Genomic DNA, 19,601 nt, shown 5'->3' on the forward strand with positions numbered 1-19,601 from the left:
ATGGACGTTAAAACAATAATAAGACAGGAAAAAGTAAAAACATGGCAACAATTACATTCAATTGGTGCTCATAATAACAGATTAAAAGATGTACCTAATGCTGACCCTGAAAGACACATAAAAAGGTTATTTGGTTCATCAAATTTAACAAAAGACGTTAGAGAATTAATGTCTAAACATGACATTGATTATACAAAATTAAGAAAAAATGCTGTTCTATGCAATCACATGGTTCTTTCTTTATCACCTGAGTTTTTCACTAAAGGTGAATTAGACTATAAAGATACATTCAATAAAAAATCTATCGACCAATTCAGCAAAAGAGCTATTAAATTCTTAAAGGAAAAATACGGCAACAAGCTAGCCCACATATCTATACATTTAGACGAATCTACCCCACATATACATGCTGTAGTAGTACCAATCTACTTTGATGATAAGGCTAAAAAACATAAAGTCGCAGCTAAAAGATTCTTCGACAAACCCCTACTGGTAAAAATGCAAGATGAATACTATCAAGCATTCAAAGACCTTCCTTTCATATCTAAGTACACACATGGTTCTAATGCAAATCATAAAGACCTAAAAACATTTTATGGTGAATTAGAACAAACTAAGGAAGAACTAGCAGAGCAAGAGCTTGAGGCTAAACATAAAGTTGAATCTATCAATAACATAAACAAAAACCTAAAAGAGCGTATAAGAGGATTACAGGCTGAAAGAATGGAATTAAAAAACCAACTTACACAAGCCAATAAGAAGATTAAAAGCTTAACAGATGTATTAGAAGCTATTTCAGACTATCTATTTAAATTTACCCCTACGTTAATGGACAAACTACCTAAGTTTGCTAAGAGATTTCTAAAAGAACTTAAAATAAACAAGGAAAAGCAACGTGAAGCAATTATTAAAGACAATAGAGCAAAAGCTAATATTGATTATGATTTAAGTAAATTAACTAACCTAGAACAAGAAAAGAAAGAAGTTAACTTATCAGGTAAATCATTCTTAGAGGGAAAAATAAAATATGAATATCCAGAAGGAGGTTTAGAAAAAATAAAATCGGGGGGATTCGACCTAGCTCTAAAAATAGAAGAAGAAAAAAGAAAAAAAGAAGGTATAAAAAGAAAACCTAAACCAACTTTAAAACCAAACAAAGGCTCTATGTAATAGAGCTTTTTTTATTGATGATCGGTCAAGAAGATTGAAAGATTTTAAAAAATGGTACCAGTGGGCGGACTCGAACCGCCACGCCTTTCGGCAGGTGATTTTGAATCACCCATGTCTACCAATTCCATCACACTGGCATTTTTTAACAAAAATCTTCATACCAAATCATACCAGCTTGACAGGAAGACAAAAAGACCTAAAAGTTAAGGTTTTTTATATAGTTAGATACAAAAACAACATAAACAGGTTGCATTTTGAATCCGTCGTGTCTACCAATTCCACCACTCCGGCATTAGATAGGACAAACAAAACGTTTGATGGCTGGCATTATACGATAAACAAAACGCTAAGCAACTGTTTTATCTCAAGCAGTTACTGATTGATTAGCAAACAACCAAGTTAGTCTAAAAACCCACGCAACCAGTTGATTGCTATCTGCTTCTCAGTGAAAAATTCGTGAGTAATATTCTGACTAGCATAAATATCAACGCATAATTTTTTGGTCAGAAATTTTGTGGCGCATTGATTCAAATTGATAGCCACAGCTTTGACTTTGCTGTGCTCTAAAAACATTTTGTGTTGTTCTAATCCGTCCTTCATTGCAATGGCTTCACCAATTGGGCATAGATAAACCGCAAAGTTGTCTCGATCAACCTCAGTAACAACACCAGCAAGTCGTTGATGCAAATTATCAAAATACTCCTTATTCCAGGGACCGTAAGCATCAATATAAATGATGTTATCTTTAGTATGAATATCACAATAACCGTGAGCTCTAAACTGACTATTCAACACGTGCACCTTATTTCTATCCATCACTTTAACTTTAGCAAACAATTCAAGACTTAACCTTTATATGTTGCTTTGTTAGACTAGCCGAAAATTTACAATGGGTTTTGTTATGTCATCTCAAGAGCAGTTTCCTCGTGCTGGTTTTTTTCGACGCTTTGGCAGTTGGGTTTATGACGTCTTAATTGCGGTCGCAGTTTACATGACGGCAGGAGCGATTAGTTTCGGTATATTTGCGGTACTAGTGAGTACAGGAATAATTCCAAATGGTGGTGAAGAACACGTTATTAGCGTGATGCAAAATTCTTTTGTCTACACGTGGCTAAACGAGGTATTTAAGTTTGCGTGGGTAGCTTATTTCTTTGTTTTTTTCTGGGCTCGCAGTGGCCAAACCATTGGGATGAAAGCTTGGCGTTTACGTTTGCAGAACCAAGATGGCACTTTAATCAGTAAAAAAACAGGGCTTAAACGCCTGCTTCCAACACTATTTGGATTAGGCAACCTATTGGTGATTTTCGATAGAAAGAACAAGCTCAGCTTGCAAGACCGTGTCACCAATACTGAAGTTGTGGTGTTAACACTAGAAGCTAATCGACCTAGATAGCATCAACTCAATAAGCGCGCATTAGGCGCGCTTATTCATATAAAACAGTGCAACACTGACAAAAATAATGGACGGTAAAATTGCACCAAGCACAGGTGGCAATTGATACACTAAACTGATGGACCCCGCGACTTGGTTTACCAAGTAAAAAATGATTCCGGTCGCAACCCCCATCACGATTCTTGCCCCCATCGACATAGATCGCAACGGGCCAAAAATAAATGACAAAGCAAGCAGTAACATAACGCCAACACTAAATGGCTGAATGATTTTGCGCCATAAGGCTAATTCGTAGCGACTTGGATCTTGGTCATTACTTCGTAAATACTCCAGGTACTCCAGCAAGCCTCGAATAGACAATGCCTCAGGTTTCACCGTCACCACACCCAACTTTTCAGGTGTTAGTGTTGACTGCCATAATTGTGTGTCTGCAATATCTGTTGTGTATGACATTTCAGAGATTTGGGTATTTTTAACCTCATGTAACAGCCACGCATCTTCTTGGTAAGTTGCTTTACTGGCTGCTGACCAACTTTCTAGTTTGAGGTTTTCATCGAAACGATAAATTTGAATTTTTTTCAGTGTACCCGTGTCTTCTACTTCGTTGATATGAACAAAATAATCACCGTCTTTTGCCCAAACCCCGGTTTTTGAGGAGATTAAACTACCGCCAGAAATTGCTTGAGCACGTATTTCTCTGGCCGTTGCTTCACCTTGCGGTGCTAACCACTCCCCTACCGCCATGCTAAGTAATACTAGAATCGCTGCGGCTTTCATAACTGATTTAATAATATCAAGACGTGACAAGCCAGCAGCTTGCATAACAATCAACTCACTATGGCTTGCCAGCATACCAATACCAATCAAGCCACCAATAAGTGCAGACATCGGGAAAAATATTTCGATGTCGCGAGGTGTCGCATAAAGCACGTATAAGGCTGCATGCGATAAGTCATAATTACCACGACCAACGGCACGAATTTGCTCAACAAATTTAATAATGCCACTGATACTGACAAACACTGTTAGTGTCATAATTGTGGTAGAAGCAATAACGCGTCCAATGTATAAATCTAAAATTCTCATTATGCGTTACGCCCTCTTAACTGCACTTTTGGCAACTTAGCTTTAATTTTACGGCCACTGGTTCTACTTTGAACGATTAAACTAACGCCAAGTACTAACGCACATAAATGAATCGGCCACAAACCGATAAACGGTGGCACAGCCTGACTTTCAATACCACTTCGAATTGAGGTGAGTAATAAGAAGTACGTTAGGAATAAAAGTAATGCTGGTACAAGCTTAGCGAACTTACCTTGTCTCGGGTTAACCACAGATAATGGCACAGCAATCAAGGTTAAAATTAAGCATGAGATAGGAAAAGCAACACGCCATTGCATCGCAGCTTTTGCTTCTGGGTCATCGTTGCCGAACAGCTCATTTGTTGGCGTCGCTGTCACTTTTCGTCGCTTATGTTCTACTTTTTTGTCTTGAATATCGAATGAATAATTACCAAAACTAACCGCTCTTAACTCTTGTGATTCTGCATCTTTTTGGTAACGAACACCGTCTTCCAAGACTAACTTTTGCGCACCATTTTCTTCCTCTAATACGCGACCAGATTTAGCATAAACTAGGCTTGAATTAATAATTTCTGTAAAGCTACTGTTTTCATCAGGAAGTTGCGCCACGAAGACTTTCTCTAATCGACTCCCTTCGCGATCTTTATCATGTACAAACATCACAGCTTTGTTATTACTCGTCTTTTGAAAACGCCCTGCAACTACAGAACTAATGCCGGAATCTGCCGCGAGCTTTTCTTTAACTTGATACTCATATTCTGCAGCCATTGGTGACAAGTAGAGCGTAAATACGCCAGTAATAATGGCAGTAACTAAACCAAGTACTAGCGTAACCCGTACTACATACCACTCACTTACGCCACACGCATGCAAGATAGTCATTTCACTCTCGGCATATATACGGCCGTAGGCGAGTAAAATACCAAGAAACAGACTAAGCGGTAACAAGGTGCCAGCAAGATCGGGGACTTTTAAGCCTATAAAGATCATCACTAAATGGCCTGGAATACCACCTTCTGACGCATCATCTAACACACGAACAAACTTCTGACTGATAAAGATGGTCATCAAAATGAAAAATACCGCAAACTGAGTTTTGGCTACTTCTGATAACAAATAACGAAAAATAATCACGAATAAGCCCCTAAAAACTTAGTTTTTTTCTGACATTTGGAAGAATATTGAGTAAACTTGTCATTTTTATATATAAATAATTTTCGAGTCGCATAGGTAAAAGTTGCGAGTATGGCTATAATTATAGCCTTTAGCGAGCTTAAAATAATAGTAAGCTTATCTATTATTAGATGATTTAGGCAAGTTTAATCGTTTTTTTATCAAAAAATTACAGACTTTAAAGGTAAATAGGAGAACCCATGGAGTTCAGTGTAAAAAGTGGCAGTCCTGAGAAACAACGCAGTGCGTGTATCGTCGTAGGTGTTTTTGAACCTCGTCGCCTTTCGGCTATCGCTGAACAACTTGATGAAATCAGTGAAGGTTACATTAGCAATTTATTACGCCGCGGTGACTTAGAAGGCAAGTCAGGCCAAATGCTATTGTTACATCATGTACCTAACATTTTAAGTGAGCGTGTTTTACTTGTAGGTTGTGGTAAAGAACGTGAACTAGACGAGCGTCAATACCGCCAAATTATCAGTAAGACAATCAACACACTAAATGAAACAGGTTCAATGGAAGCAGTATGTTTCTTATCTGAGCTTCATGTAAAAGGTCGCGATACCTACTGGAAAGTGCGTCAAGCTATCGAGGCAACGCATGATTGTTTATACAGTTTTAATAGTTTGAAAACTCGCAAAGAAGAGCCACGTCGTCCACTTCGTAAAATGGTTTTCAATGTGCCAACACGTCGTGAATTAGCCATTGGTGAGCGTGCAATTGCTCACGGTTTAGCGGTTTCTGAAGGTATCACAACGTGTAAAAACGTCGCGAACATGCCACCAAACATCTGTAACCCTGCTTACCTTGCCGAACAAGCAAAAATTTTAGCAAACGATTACGACAACATTACAACTGAGATTATTGGCGAGAAGCAAATGGATGAGTTAGGTATGCACTCATATCTAGCTGTTGGTCGCGGTAGTGTTAACGAATCTATGATGAGTATTATTAAATACTCAGGTGCGACGGACGAATCAAAGCCAATTGTACTCGTTGGTAAAGGTTTAACGTTCGACTCAGGTGGTATTTCACTTAAGCCAGGCGAAGGCATGGATGAAATGAAGTATGACATGGGTGGTGCAGCCGGCGTATTAGGTGCTATGCACGCGCTAGCTGAAATGAACCTACCAATTAATGTCATTGGTGTGTTAGCTGGTTGTGAAAACATGCCTGGTGGCAACGCATACCGTCCAGGTGACGTGTTAACGACGATGTCAGGCCAAACGGTTGAAGTATTAAATACTGATGCCGAAGGTCGTTTAGTGCTTTGTGACGCATTAACATACGTTGAGCGTTATGAGCCAGAGTCTGTTATTGACGTTGCAACGTTAACCGGTGCATGTGTTATCGCTTTAGGTAAACACGCAACAGGTTTATTAAGTAACCACAACCCACTTGCTCACGAGTTATTAAACGCATCAGATCAAAGTGGTGACAGAGCATGGCGCCTACCATTATGGGATGAGTATCAAGAACAACTGGAAAGTCCATTTGCTGACTTTACTAACTTAGGTGGTCGCCCTGCGGGTACAATTACCGCAGCAGCGTTTTTATCTCGCTTTGCTAAAAAATATCACTGGGCTCACCTTGATATCGCGGGTACTGCATGGCGCAGTGGCGGTAAGGACAAAGGTTCTACAGGTCGTCCTGTAAGCATGCTAAGCCAATTCTTACTTAACCGTTCTGGTGAAGAGCAAGGCGAGTAAGCATTATGCAAACACAGGTAGAGTTTTTCGTATTACCTGACACGGAAGCAGATAATAATGATTATCTGCTTCAAGCCTGTGTGCACGCGGCAAACTTATATCGTCAAAACATACGAGCATATATATACACCGAAGATCTCAACCAAGCTCACGACATTGATGAGTTACTATGGTCATTTGATCCTCAAGCATTCGTCCCTCATAACCTTGTTGGCGAGGGAAATAAGCAAGGTGCGGCAATAGAAATAGGCCACCAGCCTCCAAAAAATCGTCGTCCGGTACTGATTAATTTAACAACTCAAGTACCTAACTTTGCTAATCAATATCAACAAATTATCGACTTTGTTCCAGCCAATAGCACGTTGAAACAGCATGCTAGAGAGCGATTTAAACAATACCGCTCAATGGGTTTTTCGTTAAACACCCACCAAACAAAGCAAGAACAAGCGATCACAGAAAGTTAAGTAAATCTGATGGAAAAAACATTTAATCCAGCTGACATTGAGAATTCCCTGTATCAATCTTGGGAAGAAAAAGGTTACTTCAGCCCGACAGGTGAAGGTGATGGTTACTGCATTGCCATTCCACCACCGAATGTTACGGGTAGCCTGCACATGGGTCACGCTTTCCAACAAACCATTATGGATACATTGATTCGTTATCAACGTATGCAAGGCAAAAACACCTTATGGCAGTCAGGTACTGACCATGCAGGTATTGCAACGCAAATGGTGGTAGAGCGTAAGATCGCTGCAGAAGAAGATAAAACTCGTCATGACTATGGTCGTGATGCGTTTATTGACAAAATCTGGGAATGGAAAGCCGAATCGGGTGGCAACATCGGTAAGCAAATGCGCCGTTTGGGTAACTCGATTGACTGGACGCGCGAACGCTTCACAATGGATGAAGGGTTAAGTGACGCAGTACAAGAAGTTTTCGTTCGCTTATACGAAGATGACCTAATTTACCGTGGTAAACGCCTAGTTAACTGGGATCCAAAATTGCACACGGCGATCTCAGATTTAGAAGTTGAAAACAAAGACAAAAAAGGTCACATGTGGCACTTGCGTTACCCATTAGCTAATGGCGCAAAAACCGCTGAAGGTAAAGACTACCTTGTTGTTGCTACTACTCGTCCTGAAACCATGTTAGGTGATACTGGTGTAGCAGTTAACCCTGAAGATCCTCGTTACAAAGACCTTATTGGTCAGCACATTGAGTTACCACTTGTTGGTCGCCTTATCCCAATTGTTGGTGATGAACATGCTGACATGGAAAAAGGCACAGGTTGTGTAAAAATCACACCAGCGCATGACTTCAATGATAATGAAGTAGGTAAGCGTTGTGGCCTAGCGATGATCAATGTCTTAGATAAAAACGCGGCAATTCTTGAAGCGGCAGAAGTTTACAACACAAATGGTGAACCAAGCACAGACTTTGACACGGCATTACCTGCTGAATTTGCCGGTCTTGACCGTTTTGAAGCGCGTAAAGCCATCGTTGCAAAGTTTGATGAGTTAGGTTTATTAGAGGCTGTGAAAGATCACGATTTGGTTGCACCATATGGTGATCGCTCTGGTGTGATTATCGAGCCATTACTCACCGACCAATGGTATGTAAGAGTTGAGCCTTTAGCAAAACCAGCAATTGAAGCGGTTGAAAATGGCGATATTGAATTCGTACCGAAACAATACGAGAACATGTACTTTGCTTGGATGCGAGACATTCAAGATTGGTGTATTTCGCGTCAATTATGGTGGGGTCACCGAATTCCTGCATGGTATGACGAATCAGGTAAAGTTTACGTAGGTCGTGATGAAGCTGAAGTTCGCCAAAAGAACGGCTTAGCTGATGATGTAATCTTAAAACAAGACGATGATGTACTTGATACTTGGTTCTCTTCAGCGTTGTGGACATTCTCAACACTAGGTTGGCCAAACGAAGAAGAAATGATGAAGAAGTTCCATTCAACCGATGTGTTGGTGACGGGCTTTGATATTATTTTCTTCTGGGTTGCTCGTATGATTATGATGACGATGCACTTCATCAAAGACGAAGATGGCAAACCACAAGTACCATTTAAACAAGTTTACGTGACGGGCCTTATCCGCGATGAAAGTGGCGATAAGATGTCTAAGTCTAAAGGTAATGTTATTGATCCACTTGATATGATTGATGGCATCTCATTAGACGACTTACTTGAGAAACGTACAGGTAATATGATGCAGCCGCAGCTAGCTCAGAAGATTGCCAAAGCGACCAAGAAAGAGTTTCCAGAAGGCATTGAAGCTCATGGTACTGATGCACTGCGTTTCACACTTTCTGCATTAGCATCTACAGGTCGTGATATCAACTGGGATATGAAGCGTCTTGATGGTTACCGTAATTTCTGTAACAAGCTTTGGAACGCATCTCGCTACGTGCTAATGAATACTGAAGAGCATGATTGCGGAAAGAATGGTGGTGAGATGACATTCTCGTTAGCCGATCGTTGGATTCAAAGCCAATTCCAGGAAACCGTTAAAACGGTTCATGAAGCATTTGCAACATTCCGTTTCGACTTAGCATCGCAAGCGCTTTACGAATTCACTTGGAACCAATTCTGTGACTGGTACCTAGAGCTAACTAAGCCTGTCCTATTTAAAGGTGATGAGGCTGCACAGCGTGGTACACGCCATACGCTTGTCTCAGTACTAGAAGGCTTATTGCGTTTAATGCACCCGATTATGCCATTTATCACTGAAACGATTTGGCAGCGCGTTGCGCCGTTAACTAACTTTGAAACGTCAGGTGATAGCATCATGGTTCAAAGCTTCCCGCAATTTGACGACAATCAAGTTGACGAGCAAGCGGTAACTGACGTTGAATGGTTAAAACAATTCATCATAGCTATTCGTAACATTCGTGGTGAGATGGATATTGCGCCGAGCAAACCATTACCAGTGTTACTTAAAAACGTTGGCGCAGAAGACCAACGTCGTTTAGACGAAAACGAGCAATTCTTAAGTGCGTTGGCGAAGCTTGAGTCTATTCAAGTTTTAGCTGATGACGAAGAAGGCCCTGCGTCAGCAACAGCAGTTGTTGGTGATTTATCAGTGCTCATTCCAATGGCGGGTCTAATCGACAAAGAAGCTGAGCTAGCACGTTTAACTAAAGCAATTGAGAAGCTTGAAAAAGATGTGTCGCGCACAAAGGGCAAACTGAGCAACGAAAACTTCGTGTCTAAAGCACCTGAAGCAGTTATCGCGAAAGAGAAAGACAAGCTTGCAGAAGCAGAATCAGCACTCGCAAAACTTGTTGAACAAAAAGCTCAAATTGCTGCACTATAATAGAGCAAAATAGCTTTCTATAGGCTATTTTACTTGACCAAAAAGTCAGCTTCGGCTGGCTTTTTTTGTTTTTATTAAATAGTTCATGACATTGTCACAAAAAGCAGGTACATTGCCAAGGGTATGGACATGCAAGCCTCTCAAACATGCATGATAATCCATATTCGCGTTGAGTTTTTGCGTTCGGATGAAGGTTCATAATCAAATATAGATGTATTGATTCACCTGGCGCGCTAGTGTTATTGGCAATACCTTCCTCTGTCTGTACTTTTGGGTAGAGGGCATTTACTCCGTGAAACGACCATTAGGTCATTTATTTAAATTTTAGTACTACGGGAAATGTAAGTATGTCAGACACAGTAACTGGTAAAGTTAAATTTTTTAACGAATCAAAAGGCTTCGGTTTTATCGAGCAAGAAAACGGCCCAGACGTTTTCGTTCACTTCTCAAACATCACAGGTTCGGGTTTCCGCACTTTAACTGATGGCCAAGCAGTTTCTTTCAGCGTTAAACAAGGTCAAAAAGGCCCTGAAGCTGAGAACGTAACAGCATTATAATTTAATGCTTTTACCATAAAAAAAGGAGCTAGAAGCTCCTTTTTTTATACCTAACTTTCTTACATCAAGCCATTAAACATTAAGGTCTAATTGTATAAGGCTTAATCATCTCTACGATAGCTTCGATGTGGTCATCTCTATCATTCAAGCAAGGAATGTAGTGATAGTTATCACCACCGGCCTCAATAAAGACTTCTTTATTTTCTTCGACAAGCTCTTCAAGCGTTTCTAAACAATCGGCGCTAAAGGCAGGACTCATGATAGCGATGTCCTTAACGCCATTATTGGCGAGCTGTTCTAATGTCGCATCTGTATATGGCTTCAACCACTCGGCTTTACCAAATCGCGACTGAAAGGTCATCACGTAGTCATCTTCAGACAGATTAAGGGCTTTGGCCAGTGCTCTTGTCGTCAGCGCACAGAAGCAGTAATAAGGGTCGCCTTGCGTATGGAATAGTTTTGGCATGCCATGGTATGACAATACTAATTTCTCAGGCTTTCCGTGTTGTTCAAAGTGCTCGGTGACACTTGCTGCTAACGCTTTGATATACTTTTCATTTTGATGATAGCTACCGACAAAATGTAAGCTTGGTATCCAACGCCAAGGTTTTACTGCATCTACAACGGCATCAAAAACAGATCCCGTTGTTGGACCGGCATATTGCGGATACAAAGGCATCACAACAATATTGTCGATACCTTGTTGCTGAAAGTTGTTTAACGCTTTGTCTATTGACGGCTCCCCGTAACGCATCGCTAACGCGACTTCTACAGGTTCATCAAGCTCCTGTGCCAACTTCAACGTAACTTTCTCTTTTTGCTGCTCACTGATTACCATCAATGGCGAGCCCTTCTCTGTCCAGATGCTCTCATACAATTTTGCAGATTTTGCCGGACGAACACGCAAAATAATGCCATGTAAAATAATCATCCAAACGAGTCGAGGAATCTCAACAACGCGAGGGTCGGATAGAAATTGGCGCAAATATTTTCGCAGTGCATCAGCCGTAGGGGCTTCAGGTGTCCCTAAATTAACTAGGAGGACACCAGTGCGCGGCGTTTTTTCGTGTAGAGATTTATCTCTACCAGCAAATCGCGACATACTTAGTTCTTGTCCCTATTGCGTTAATGCTTGATTTAATGCTTGAACAAATTCTTCGTCTGTTGGTGACACACGAGAGTTGAAGTGCTTAACTTTACTACCATTGTCGGTGACTAAGTATTTGTAGAAATTCCACTTCGGTGATGTCGTTTGCTCCCCCAAATGCGCGAATACAGGGTTCGCTTTACTACCACGAACACTCGAGGTTTCCAACATTGGGAAAGTTACACCGTAGTTTACAAAGCATACCTCTGCCGTATCTTTTTCATCGTCTTCTTCTTGAAAGAAGTCGTCAGATGGGAAGCCAACAATCATTAGGCCGTCATCTTTATGCTTTTTATATAACGCTTCTAGCCCTTTAAACTGAGGTGTAAAACCACAGTTACTTGCTGTATTTACAAACAACACTGTTTTACCTTGTGTTAACTCACACAAGTTAACCGTTTTACTTGAGTGCAACATGCGCATAGTCTGGTTTAAGTATGCTGGACATTGAGCGTCTACTTGTGATGTTGCCGCTTGGTCACTGGCAGCATTACCTACCATTGGTACATTCATTAATCCGATAAACGCGGTTGCCGCTATCGCTTTGTTGATGGCTGAAAACTTCATCTTCAATTCCTTAATAGTTATTATTCAACGCTATCCGTAACTTTCTCATCAATGATAACGTCAAGCGGCTCGCCTGATGCTACTTGAATATCACGCACGACAGCTTGGTAGTCACCTGGTTTAACACCTGGTGTTCCGTCTTGTGAAATTACCGCGAATACATGCACTTTTTCAAACATACTAAGCTTCATTTGAGGCATCATTGCTTGAGAGTCGTTTAATACGATCGTTGCAGGTAAATCACTCGCGAACACTTTAACAGCCGCGATAGGCATTTTAGGTCCGTCACTGGCAATAGCGTAAATAAATACGGCTCTATCTTCTTGCTGGATCAGCTCTGCCATAGCCGCTTCACCTATGCTAACTTCTAGCGTTAACTCAGGGCCTACAACCGGGGTTTGCTCAGCGTCATTCACCTCCCCTCCTGTTAGCGAGAGGCGGTTCTTAGCTTCGTTAACCGCTTCTTGTAATGCTTGTGCATTAACATTGCTTCGACCACTGTCAATGACAGGTTGCCAGTATTGGATAGCTTTAGCATATTCTTGGTTCATAAAGCTATCCATCCCCAGCATAATGTTTGTTGATGGGTCTAATGGATCTAACGCTAATGCTTTGTCAATTAAGGCTTGTACAGCAGGTGTAATTTCTTGATTTTCACGGTAATAGGTCGCTTGCGCCATCGCACCATAAATATCGGCATGTGGGCCATCAATCTCTTCAACCTTTGCAAAAGCAGCAATCGCGCCATTAAAGTCGCCCACACCCACCAATGCTTGACCAAGGGAATACCAAGTATCTGCATTATTAGGGTTTTGACTAATCTGTTCTCGTAAATCAGCAACGCGAGAAAGTGTTTCCTGCTGTCGCGCAGCTTCTTCTTGTGCAAATTGATCTTGCTGTGACATTTGCTGGGGTTGAGATAATTGCTCAAACGCACCAATCTTGTCATACAACGCAAAACTGAAAATCAAAACAAATAGACTAATACTTACCGGCCAAATGATTGATAGAGACTTTTGCTCGAAAACCTCTTCATGTTGCTGATTTTCTTGCACGTCTTGCAACAAACTTTGATCAAGCTCTTGTGTTAAATAGTCGTAGTTTTCCTGGTCTATTTTACCTTGTGCAAAGTCAGCTTCGATTTCCGCTTTGTGCTCGTGATAAAGCTTAACATTGGTATCATCACGAACGTTTTGATCAAAACCATCGACTTGTTGTTGTCTAAAAAAGTGTAGCCATACAATTACCAAGACAAGTAAAAGTAAGACAACAAGGGTAATTACTGTACTCATAACTAATTATTCTTCTTTTAAAATGTCTGCTAGTTGCTGTTTTTGTTCTGCGCTCATCGGTTTGTCGGCTTGTGGTGATGCTTTTTTACGTAAAATCATCACAACAACCAAGACGCCAATTAACAAAATAACCGCTGGGCCGAACCACAAAATATAAGTCATCTCATTAACTTTCGGACGATACAACACAAAATCACCGTAACGAGCAACCATGTAGTCAACAATCTCTTTATCCGATTTCCCTTCATTGATCATGACATAAACTTGTTCACGTAAATCGACTGCGATTTGTGAATTTGAATCTGCTAAATTTTGATTCTGACACTTAGGACAGCGAAGTTCTTTCACGAGTGCTTGATATCGTGTTTTGTCGACTTCATTTCGAAATTCATAAGTGTCAATTGGACTCGCTTGAATACTTGCTAACCAAAATAGAGAAATAATTAAGGTAAGAAATCTCATGTCTATCCTTTCGCTTTTTCAGCTTCAATTTGACTAATTAACGGTTCGAATTCTTCTTGCCATACTTTGGCATCGATAGGACCAGCAAAGCGTTTTCTAATGATGCCTTGATGATCAATAACGAAGGTTTCAGGTGCAGCATAAACACCTAAATCCAAACCAAGGCGACCCATTTCATCAAAAATCGAGAACTCATATGGGTCACCTAATTGATTTAACCATTGAACCGCTAAATCGCGTTCGTCTTTATAGTTAAGGCCATAAAGTTTTATACGATCACTTTTTGCTAAGTCCAAAAGGTATGGGTGTTCATAGCGGCAAGACGGGCACCAAGTCGCCCATACGTTAACAAGAACAATATCGCCTGTTAAATCTTGCGCCGTTAGCATGGTATTTTGATCTTTTAGCTTCGTTAGCGTGAATACAGGCATAGGTTTACCAATCAACGCTGACGGCAACTTTTCAGGGTTAAGTGAAAGACCGCGATATAACACCACCGCTAATAAAACGAAAAGAATTAACGGAATAAATCGAATGACTTTATTCATTACGCATTACCTGATTCTGTTGCTGTTGATGCCGGTGTTGCCATCGGTTTATTTGACGGCTTGAGTTTTATCTCTTTTGCATGAGGTGCTTTCTTGCGGCGATATCGTTTATCCAACATTGCAAATAGACCACCTAAGCCCATAAAGATTGCGCCAAGCCAAATCCAGCGAACAAACGGTTTGATATGCACTCGAATAGCCCAAGCGCCACCTGAGAGCGGATCACCTAGCGCCACATAAACATCAGTGAAGAAACCAGGATCGATACCCGCTTCAGTCATTCCCATGGTTTGTACCAGATATGTCCTGCGTTCTGGCTTCAATAGACTTAAAAACTCACCGTCTTTCGATATTTCTAGTTGCCCCTGTTCGGCACTGTAATTAGGGCCTTTGACAGGAATAACACCGTTAAACGTTACGTCATAACCCGAAACATTAACCGTATCACCTTGGCTCATTCGAACGTTAACTTCATTTTCATAAGTAGACACTAATGTCACGCCAACGACTGTGATAGCAATACCCAAGTGAGCAGTCGTCATACCTAACTGGCTTAAACTAATTTTGTGATTGCTCCTAAGTTGATTGTAAAAATCTTTCAACACAACTAAGGCGACCCACATTGCAAGTGCCATCCCCATGGCAACTAACGCATCGAACTCTCCGCCGTATAACACTGGAAATGCCAAACCAAAAACGATAGAAACAACCGATTGAACAGTGATGTGTTTTCTTAACTCACCCTTTTTAGCTCGCTTCCAACGAATTAATGGCCCAATACCCATCACGATAAATAGCAATGCCATTAATGGTACGAATACGGCATTAAAATAAGGAGGACCTACCGAAATCTTGCCGAGCCCTAATGCATCAATAAATAGTGGATAAAGTGTTCCAAGTAAAACAGTGATACACGACGTCACTAAAATGATATTACCAACCAATAATGCTGTTTCTCTCGAGTAAAACGAGAAGCGACTATAGCTTTGAACATTGCTTGCCCTGAACGCATAAAGTGTTAATGAACCACCCATCGCAATCGCTAATAACACAAGGATGAACGCACCACGAGTCGGGTCAGCGGCAAATGAGTGAACAGATGTAATCACGCCAGAACGGACTAAGAATGTACCTAGCAAACTCAAACTAAAAGCAAAGATAGCGAGTAACACGGTCCAGTTTCTGAATGTACCACGCTTTTCGGTTACCGCTAAAGAGTGAATAAGTGCGGTACCAACTAACCAAGGCATGAATGATGCATTTTCAACTGGGTCCCAGAACCACCAGCCACCCCAGCCAAGTTCGTAATATGCCCACCAAGAACCTAATGCAATACCCAGTGTTAGGAAAATCCATGCGCCAACGGTCCACGGTCGAGACCAACGAGCCCAAGCTGCATCTAATTTTCCACACCATAGTGCGGCAACCGCAAAAGCGAAAGCAACACTAAAACCAACATAGCCCATATAAAGCATAGGAGGATGGATAATCAAGCCGATATCTTGAAGTAATGGATTTAAATCGCGACCTTCACTTGGCACGATTGGCCACAAACGTTCAAAAGGATTTGACGTTAATAAGGTAAAAATCATGAAGCCAAGTGAAACAAGACCAAGTACAACTAATACGCGAGCAATAAAGCCTTCATCAATACCTTTGCTAAACTTAGCAACAGCCATCGTCCAAGCGGTTAATGAAAATACCCATAGTAGCAATGACCCTTCGTGACCACCCCACACCGCACTAATTTTAAAATAGTAAGGCAGTAAGCTATTTGAGTGGCCCGCGATATATTTAACAGAGAAATCATCTAGTACGAAGCTATAAGCTAGGATAAACAAACTGATTGCGGTAAAGATGAACATGCCAAACGTAAGTGGCTTAGCATAAGCAGTTAACTTGTCATGCTGAGTAAAAATCCCGATAGCAGGAACAATACTCAAGCATAAGGCAAACGCCGTAGCAATGATTAAAGAAAAGTGACCTAGTTCAGGTAACATTTAGTACTCCAAGCAATACGAAAGCTATTTTTGTTTTTTATACGTACAAAAAACATATTTCGTCGATTATAAAGACTTTATTATCGAGTGAATAGTGAAAGCCTTGATTTGAAACAAAATGAAATAATTTATTTTTTGCCATGATAGCGTCTGACACGAAGGAAACTTCGCAGGGACATCTTTTGTTGCACAAAAGCTCATGAATCAACCTGTTTCTTAGTGTATGATAGCGACCATTATTATAATTTTTAGGTTAAAATTTACCCAGTTTATTTTCAACTGGTAAAAGCAAAACTTTAGTAGAGATTGCCTTGTCTAATTCTAACGCATTATTACATGCAGAAAAGTTAACCTGCATTCGCGAAGATCGCATTTTATTTGAAGAGCTTAGTTGTCAGTTTGATGCGGGCGATATAGTTCAAATTGCTGGACCAAACGGCGCCGGAAAAACAAGCCTATTACGAATTTTAGCCGGCCTTTCTCAGCCATATGAGGGCGAGGTGTTATATAAAAACACACCGTTAAGCAAAAATATTGAGCTATACAATCAAAACCTAACGTATATCGGGCATTTAGCTGGTGTTAAAGGTGAAATGAGTGCACAAGAAAACCTTGAGTTTTATCTGGCAATGCACGGTCAACAAGCCTCTGAAGCAGAAAATACGTTAGCAAATGTAAATTTGTTAGGCTTTGAAGATGCGCTTGCCTCTCATTTAAGTGCAGGCCAACATCGTCGTATCGCCTTAGCAAGATTATGGCAGTGTCCAAAACCGATTTGGATTCTGGACGAGCCGTTCACGGCAATTGATAAACAAGGCGTGAAGAATTTAGAAAACCTGTTTATCGAACACGCCGATAACGGAGGCTGTGTTATTTTAACGACACACCAAGACTTATCGATTGATGCTTCGCGCATCAAGACAATCGAACTTGCCTACCAGCTGGTGTAATCATGAATAGTAACTTTCCATCTTACAGCCAAGCATTCATGTTAATGCTCAAACGTGATTTAACCATTGCCTTGCGTCACAAAGATGATATTTTTAATCCAATACTTTTCTTTATCATCGTTGTTACACTGTTTCCATTAGGTATTGGCCCAGAGGCTAATACACTCAGCCGAATTGCTCCCGGCATTATTTGGGTCGCAGCTTTATTAGCAACACTTCTATCACTCGATAGGTTATTTAAAGCAGACCACGCCGATGGCTCACTCGAACAAATGATGCTATTGCCTCAGCCATTGTTTGTCATTGTGCTTGCTAAAATCGTCGCTCATTGGTTGATTACTGGCTTACCGCTTATTTTCATTGCACCATTACTCGCTGTATTGCTACATCTAAATGAAAATAGCTATGGCGCATTAATGCTTACACTGCTTATTGGCACTCCGGTATTGAGCTTTATTGGTGCGATTGGCGTAGCATTAACCGTAGGAATAAAAAAAGGTGGGGTTTTATTGAGCTTGATCGTACTCCCCTTGTATATTCCCGTGTTAATATTTGCCACCAGTGCAATTGACACCGCGGCGATGAATTTACCTTACTCAGGGCAAATTGCTATAATCGGCGCATTATTTTTTACATCATTCACCCTTGCGCCATTTGCAGTGAGCGCGGCATTAAAAGTGAGTACTAACTAAAATGTGGAAATGGTTACACCCATACGCGAACCCAGAAACCACTTATCACTTCACTGGTAAGTTAACTCCGTGGTTTACTTGGCTAAGTATTTTATTATTGTCAGTCGGTCTAATTTGGGCACTATTATTTGCGCCAGCAGACTACCAACAAGGTGAGAGTTTTCGTATTTTCTACATTCATGTGCCTTCAGCCATATTATCAATGAGTATTTATGTTGGGATGGCGATAGCAGCATTTTGTGGCCTGGTATGGCAGCTCAAGTTAGCTGACGCAACAACCGCAGCACTCGCCCCTATTGGTGCAGTATTTACCGCAATTGCGTTAATTACCGGTGCCGCATGGGGTAAACCTATGTGGGGCACATGGTGGGTATGGGACGCGCGACTAACGTCGGAGCTAATATTACTCTTCTTATATCTTGGCGTTATTGCTTTGCACAATGCCTTTGACGACAAAGCGCTTGCGGGCAAAGCAGCAGGAATCTTGGCTATTGTTGGTGTCATTAACATCCCTATTATCAAGTATTCAGTTGAATGGTGGAATACATTACATCAAGGCGCAACGGTATCTCGCCTTGACGCACCCGCAATGAGCATGGATATGTACTGGCCATTTGTTATGTGCTTCTTTGGGTTTGCATTTTTTGTGGCAGCGGTTACCTGTGTTCGTTTTAAAACAGAAATTTTAAGCAGAAACAGCATGCGCCCTTGGGTCAAGCAGTTAGTGCAAGAGGAGAGCAAATAATGCAGTTTTCATCATTTGCAGAGTTCTTAAATATGGGCGGTTACGGCTTTTACGTCTGGCTGTCATTTGGTTTGGCATTTTTGCTACTTGCCGGTTTGGTCTTTAACAGCTTAACGAGTCACAAAAGCGTGAAACAGCGTATTGCCAAACAACATATTCGCCAAGAAAAGTTAAAAAGAGCAGCTCAACAACAAAAAGAGCTGTCAGAATCAACTTAGTCTATCCAAGGTAAAGAGATGAACCCGAGAAGAAAAAAACGCTTAACTATTATTTTATCTGTCCTCATTGGTTTGAGTGTCGTTGCTGGTTTAGTGCTGTACGCGTTAAGTCAAAATATCGATTTATTCTTTAAGCCATCCGAAATCCATCAAGGCAAAGAAGACACAGGTATGAAGGCGCAAATTGGCCAACGTATCCGTATTGGTGGGCTGGTGGTGCCAGGCAGTGTTAAGCGTGATGAAGCAAGTTTAAAGGTGAGTTTTAAGTTAGCTGATATGCGTATGCCTATCGCCTTTAATGAAGGTGACCCGACAGTAACAGTTAAATATGATGGTATTTTGCCGGACCTTTTTCGTGAAGGGCAAGGTATTGTCGCTAACGGTACATTAGCTGAAGGCTTTGTTATTAATGCCAGCGAAGTTCTCGCTAAGCATGATGAGAACTATATGCCTAAAGAGCTTGCTGAAGAAGCAGGTAAAGCACATTCTAAGCCTCAGTATTAATAATAAATTAACCCAAGAAAAAAGGGCTACGTAATGCAACGTAGCCCTTTTTGTTTTGCG

At 41.0% G+C, this 19,601-nt stretch carries 20 protein-coding genes and 1 tRNA gene; 11 read left to right on the forward strand and 10 right to left on the reverse strand.

From position 1 onward, the window contains the following. The gene (gene mobV, locus QQK05_RS10555; RefSeq protein WP_284298359.1) at positions 1-1,170 is read left to right on the forward strand and encodes a MobV family relaxase; all 1,170 of its coding nucleotides are present in this window, start codon (positions 1-3) and stop codon (positions 1,168-1,170) included. Between the two features lie 52 nt (positions 1,171-1,222). On the opposite strand, the gene QQK05_RS10560 is transcribed toward mobV, so the two are convergent. Both QQK05_RS10560 and QQK05_RS10565 read right to left on the reverse strand, forming a co-directional pair. Next, a tRNA-Leu gene (locus tag QQK05_RS10560) sits at positions 1,223-1,307 on the reverse strand. Positions 1,308-1,569: 262 nt separating this feature from the next. Beyond that, positions 1,570-1,962, reverse strand: a complete 393-nt coding sequence (locus QQK05_RS10565) for a hypothetical protein (protein ID WP_284298361.1) — start codon at positions 1,960-1,962, stop codon at positions 1,570-1,572. Positions 1,963-2,071: 109 nt separating this feature from the next. On the opposite strand from QQK05_RS10565, the gene QQK05_RS10570 reads away from it, so the two are divergent. Continuing rightward, positions 2,072-2,563, forward strand: coding sequence for an RDD family protein (locus tag QQK05_RS10570; protein ID WP_284298362.1), 492 nt, complete (start codon positions 2,072-2,074; stop codon positions 2,561-2,563). Between the two features lie 21 nt (positions 2,564-2,584). On the opposite strand, the gene lptG is transcribed toward QQK05_RS10570, so the two are convergent. Then, a complete protein-coding gene (lptG, locus tag QQK05_RS10575; RefSeq protein ID WP_284298639.1) occupies positions 2,585-3,652 on the reverse strand; it encodes an LPS export ABC transporter permease LptG in 1,068 nt (355 codons plus the stop codon). Continuing rightward, entirely contained in the window at positions 3,649-4,782 is a 1,134-nt protein-coding gene (gene lptF / locus QQK05_RS10580) for an LPS export ABC transporter permease LptF (protein WP_284298364.1), read from the reverse strand. Before lptF ends, lptG begins: the two co-directional genes overlap by 4 nt. A 239-nt stretch (positions 4,783-5,021) precedes the next feature. On the opposite strand from lptF, the gene pepA reads away from it, so the two are divergent. From pepA to QQK05_RS10600, 4 genes are all read left to right on the forward strand, one after another. After that, positions 5,022-6,530 (forward strand): leucyl aminopeptidase, encoded by a 1,509-nt coding sequence (gene pepA / locus QQK05_RS10585; protein WP_284298366.1) that lies wholly within the window; start codon positions 5,022-5,024, stop codon positions 6,528-6,530. Between the two features lie 5 nt (positions 6,531-6,535). Continuing rightward, positions 6,536-6,994 carry a DNA polymerase III subunit chi gene (locus QQK05_RS10590; protein ID WP_284298368.1) on the forward strand — a complete coding sequence of 153 codons (459 nt, stop codon included), beginning with the start codon at positions 6,536-6,538 and terminating at the stop codon, positions 6,992-6,994. 9 nt (positions 6,995-7,003) lie between these two features. After that, positions 7,004-9,859 (forward strand): valine--tRNA ligase, encoded by a 2,856-nt coding sequence (locus tag QQK05_RS10595; protein ID WP_284298370.1) that lies wholly within the window; start codon positions 7,004-7,006, stop codon positions 9,857-9,859. Between the two features lie 347 nt (positions 9,860-10,206). Further along, entirely contained in the window at positions 10,207-10,416 is a 210-nt protein-coding gene (locus QQK05_RS10600; RefSeq protein ID WP_193022195.1) for a cold-shock protein, read from the forward strand. Between the two features lie 79 nt (positions 10,417-10,495). Here QQK05_RS10600 and hemH read toward each other — a convergent pair whose 3' ends face one another. The 6 genes from hemH to QQK05_RS10630 form a co-directional block, all read right to left on the reverse strand. Further along, positions 10,496-11,518 (reverse strand): ferrochelatase, encoded by a 1,023-nt coding sequence (gene hemH, locus QQK05_RS10605; RefSeq protein ID WP_284298374.1) that lies wholly within the window; start codon positions 11,516-11,518, stop codon positions 10,496-10,498. A gap of 15 nt (positions 11,519-11,533) precedes the next feature. Then, complete coding sequence (locus tag QQK05_RS10610; RefSeq protein WP_284298641.1) at positions 11,534-12,064, reverse strand: glutathione peroxidase; 531 nt, start codon at positions 12,062-12,064, stop codon at positions 11,534-11,536. Between the two features lie 86 nt (positions 12,065-12,150). Next, positions 12,151-13,422, reverse strand: coding sequence for a c-type cytochrome biogenesis protein CcmI (gene ccmI, locus QQK05_RS10615; protein ID WP_284298376.1), 1,272 nt, complete (start codon positions 13,420-13,422; stop codon positions 12,151-12,153). Positions 13,423-13,428: 6 nt separating this feature from the next. Beyond that, a complete protein-coding gene (locus QQK05_RS10620) occupies positions 13,429-13,884 on the reverse strand; it encodes a cytochrome c-type biogenesis protein (protein WP_284298378.1) in 456 nt (151 codons plus the stop codon). A 2-nt stretch (positions 13,885-13,886) separates the two neighbouring features. After that, entirely contained in the window at positions 13,887-14,432 is a 546-nt protein-coding gene (locus QQK05_RS10625) for a DsbE family thiol:disulfide interchange protein (RefSeq protein ID WP_284298380.1), read from the reverse strand. Beyond that, entirely contained in the window at positions 14,432-16,432 is a 2,001-nt protein-coding gene (locus QQK05_RS10630; RefSeq protein WP_284298382.1) for a heme lyase CcmF/NrfE family subunit, read from the reverse strand. Before QQK05_RS10630 ends, QQK05_RS10625 begins: the two co-directional genes overlap by 1 nt. A gap of 305 nt (positions 16,433-16,737) precedes the next feature. Here QQK05_RS10630 and ccmA point away from each other — a divergent pair, with 305 nt between their 5' ends. From ccmA to ccmE, 5 genes are read left to right on the forward strand one after another with little or no spacing between them, the layout of a single operon-like run. After that, on the forward strand, positions 16,738-17,382 hold the full coding sequence (gene ccmA, locus QQK05_RS10635) for a cytochrome c biogenesis heme-transporting ATPase CcmA (RefSeq protein WP_284298643.1): 645 nt from the start codon (positions 16,738-16,740) through the stop codon (positions 17,380-17,382). Between the two features lie 2 nt (positions 17,383-17,384). Beyond that, on the forward strand, positions 17,385-18,074 hold the full coding sequence (gene ccmB, locus QQK05_RS10640; protein WP_284298384.1) for a heme exporter protein CcmB: 690 nt from the start codon (positions 17,385-17,387) through the stop codon (positions 18,072-18,074). 1 nt (position 18,075) lies between these two features. After that, entirely contained in the window at positions 18,076-18,819 is a 744-nt protein-coding gene (locus tag QQK05_RS10645; RefSeq protein ID WP_284298386.1) for a heme ABC transporter permease, read from the forward strand. Then, positions 18,819-19,037 (forward strand): heme exporter protein CcmD, encoded by a 219-nt coding sequence (ccmD, locus tag QQK05_RS10650; protein WP_284298388.1) that lies wholly within the window; start codon positions 18,819-18,821, stop codon positions 19,035-19,037. The genes QQK05_RS10645 and ccmD overlap by 1 nt, the downstream gene beginning before the upstream one ends. An 18-nt stretch (positions 19,038-19,055) precedes the next feature. Next, entirely contained in the window at positions 19,056-19,541 is a 486-nt protein-coding gene (ccmE, locus tag QQK05_RS10655; RefSeq protein WP_284298390.1) for a cytochrome c maturation protein CcmE, read from the forward strand. The last annotated feature ends 60 nt before the right edge of the window (positions 19,542-19,601 follow it).

The sequence above is a fragment of the Thalassotalea loyana genome, from assembly GCF_030161435.1.
Classification (GTDB): domain Bacteria; phylum Pseudomonadota; class Gammaproteobacteria; order Enterobacterales; family Alteromonadaceae; genus Thalassotalea_G; species Thalassotalea_G loyana.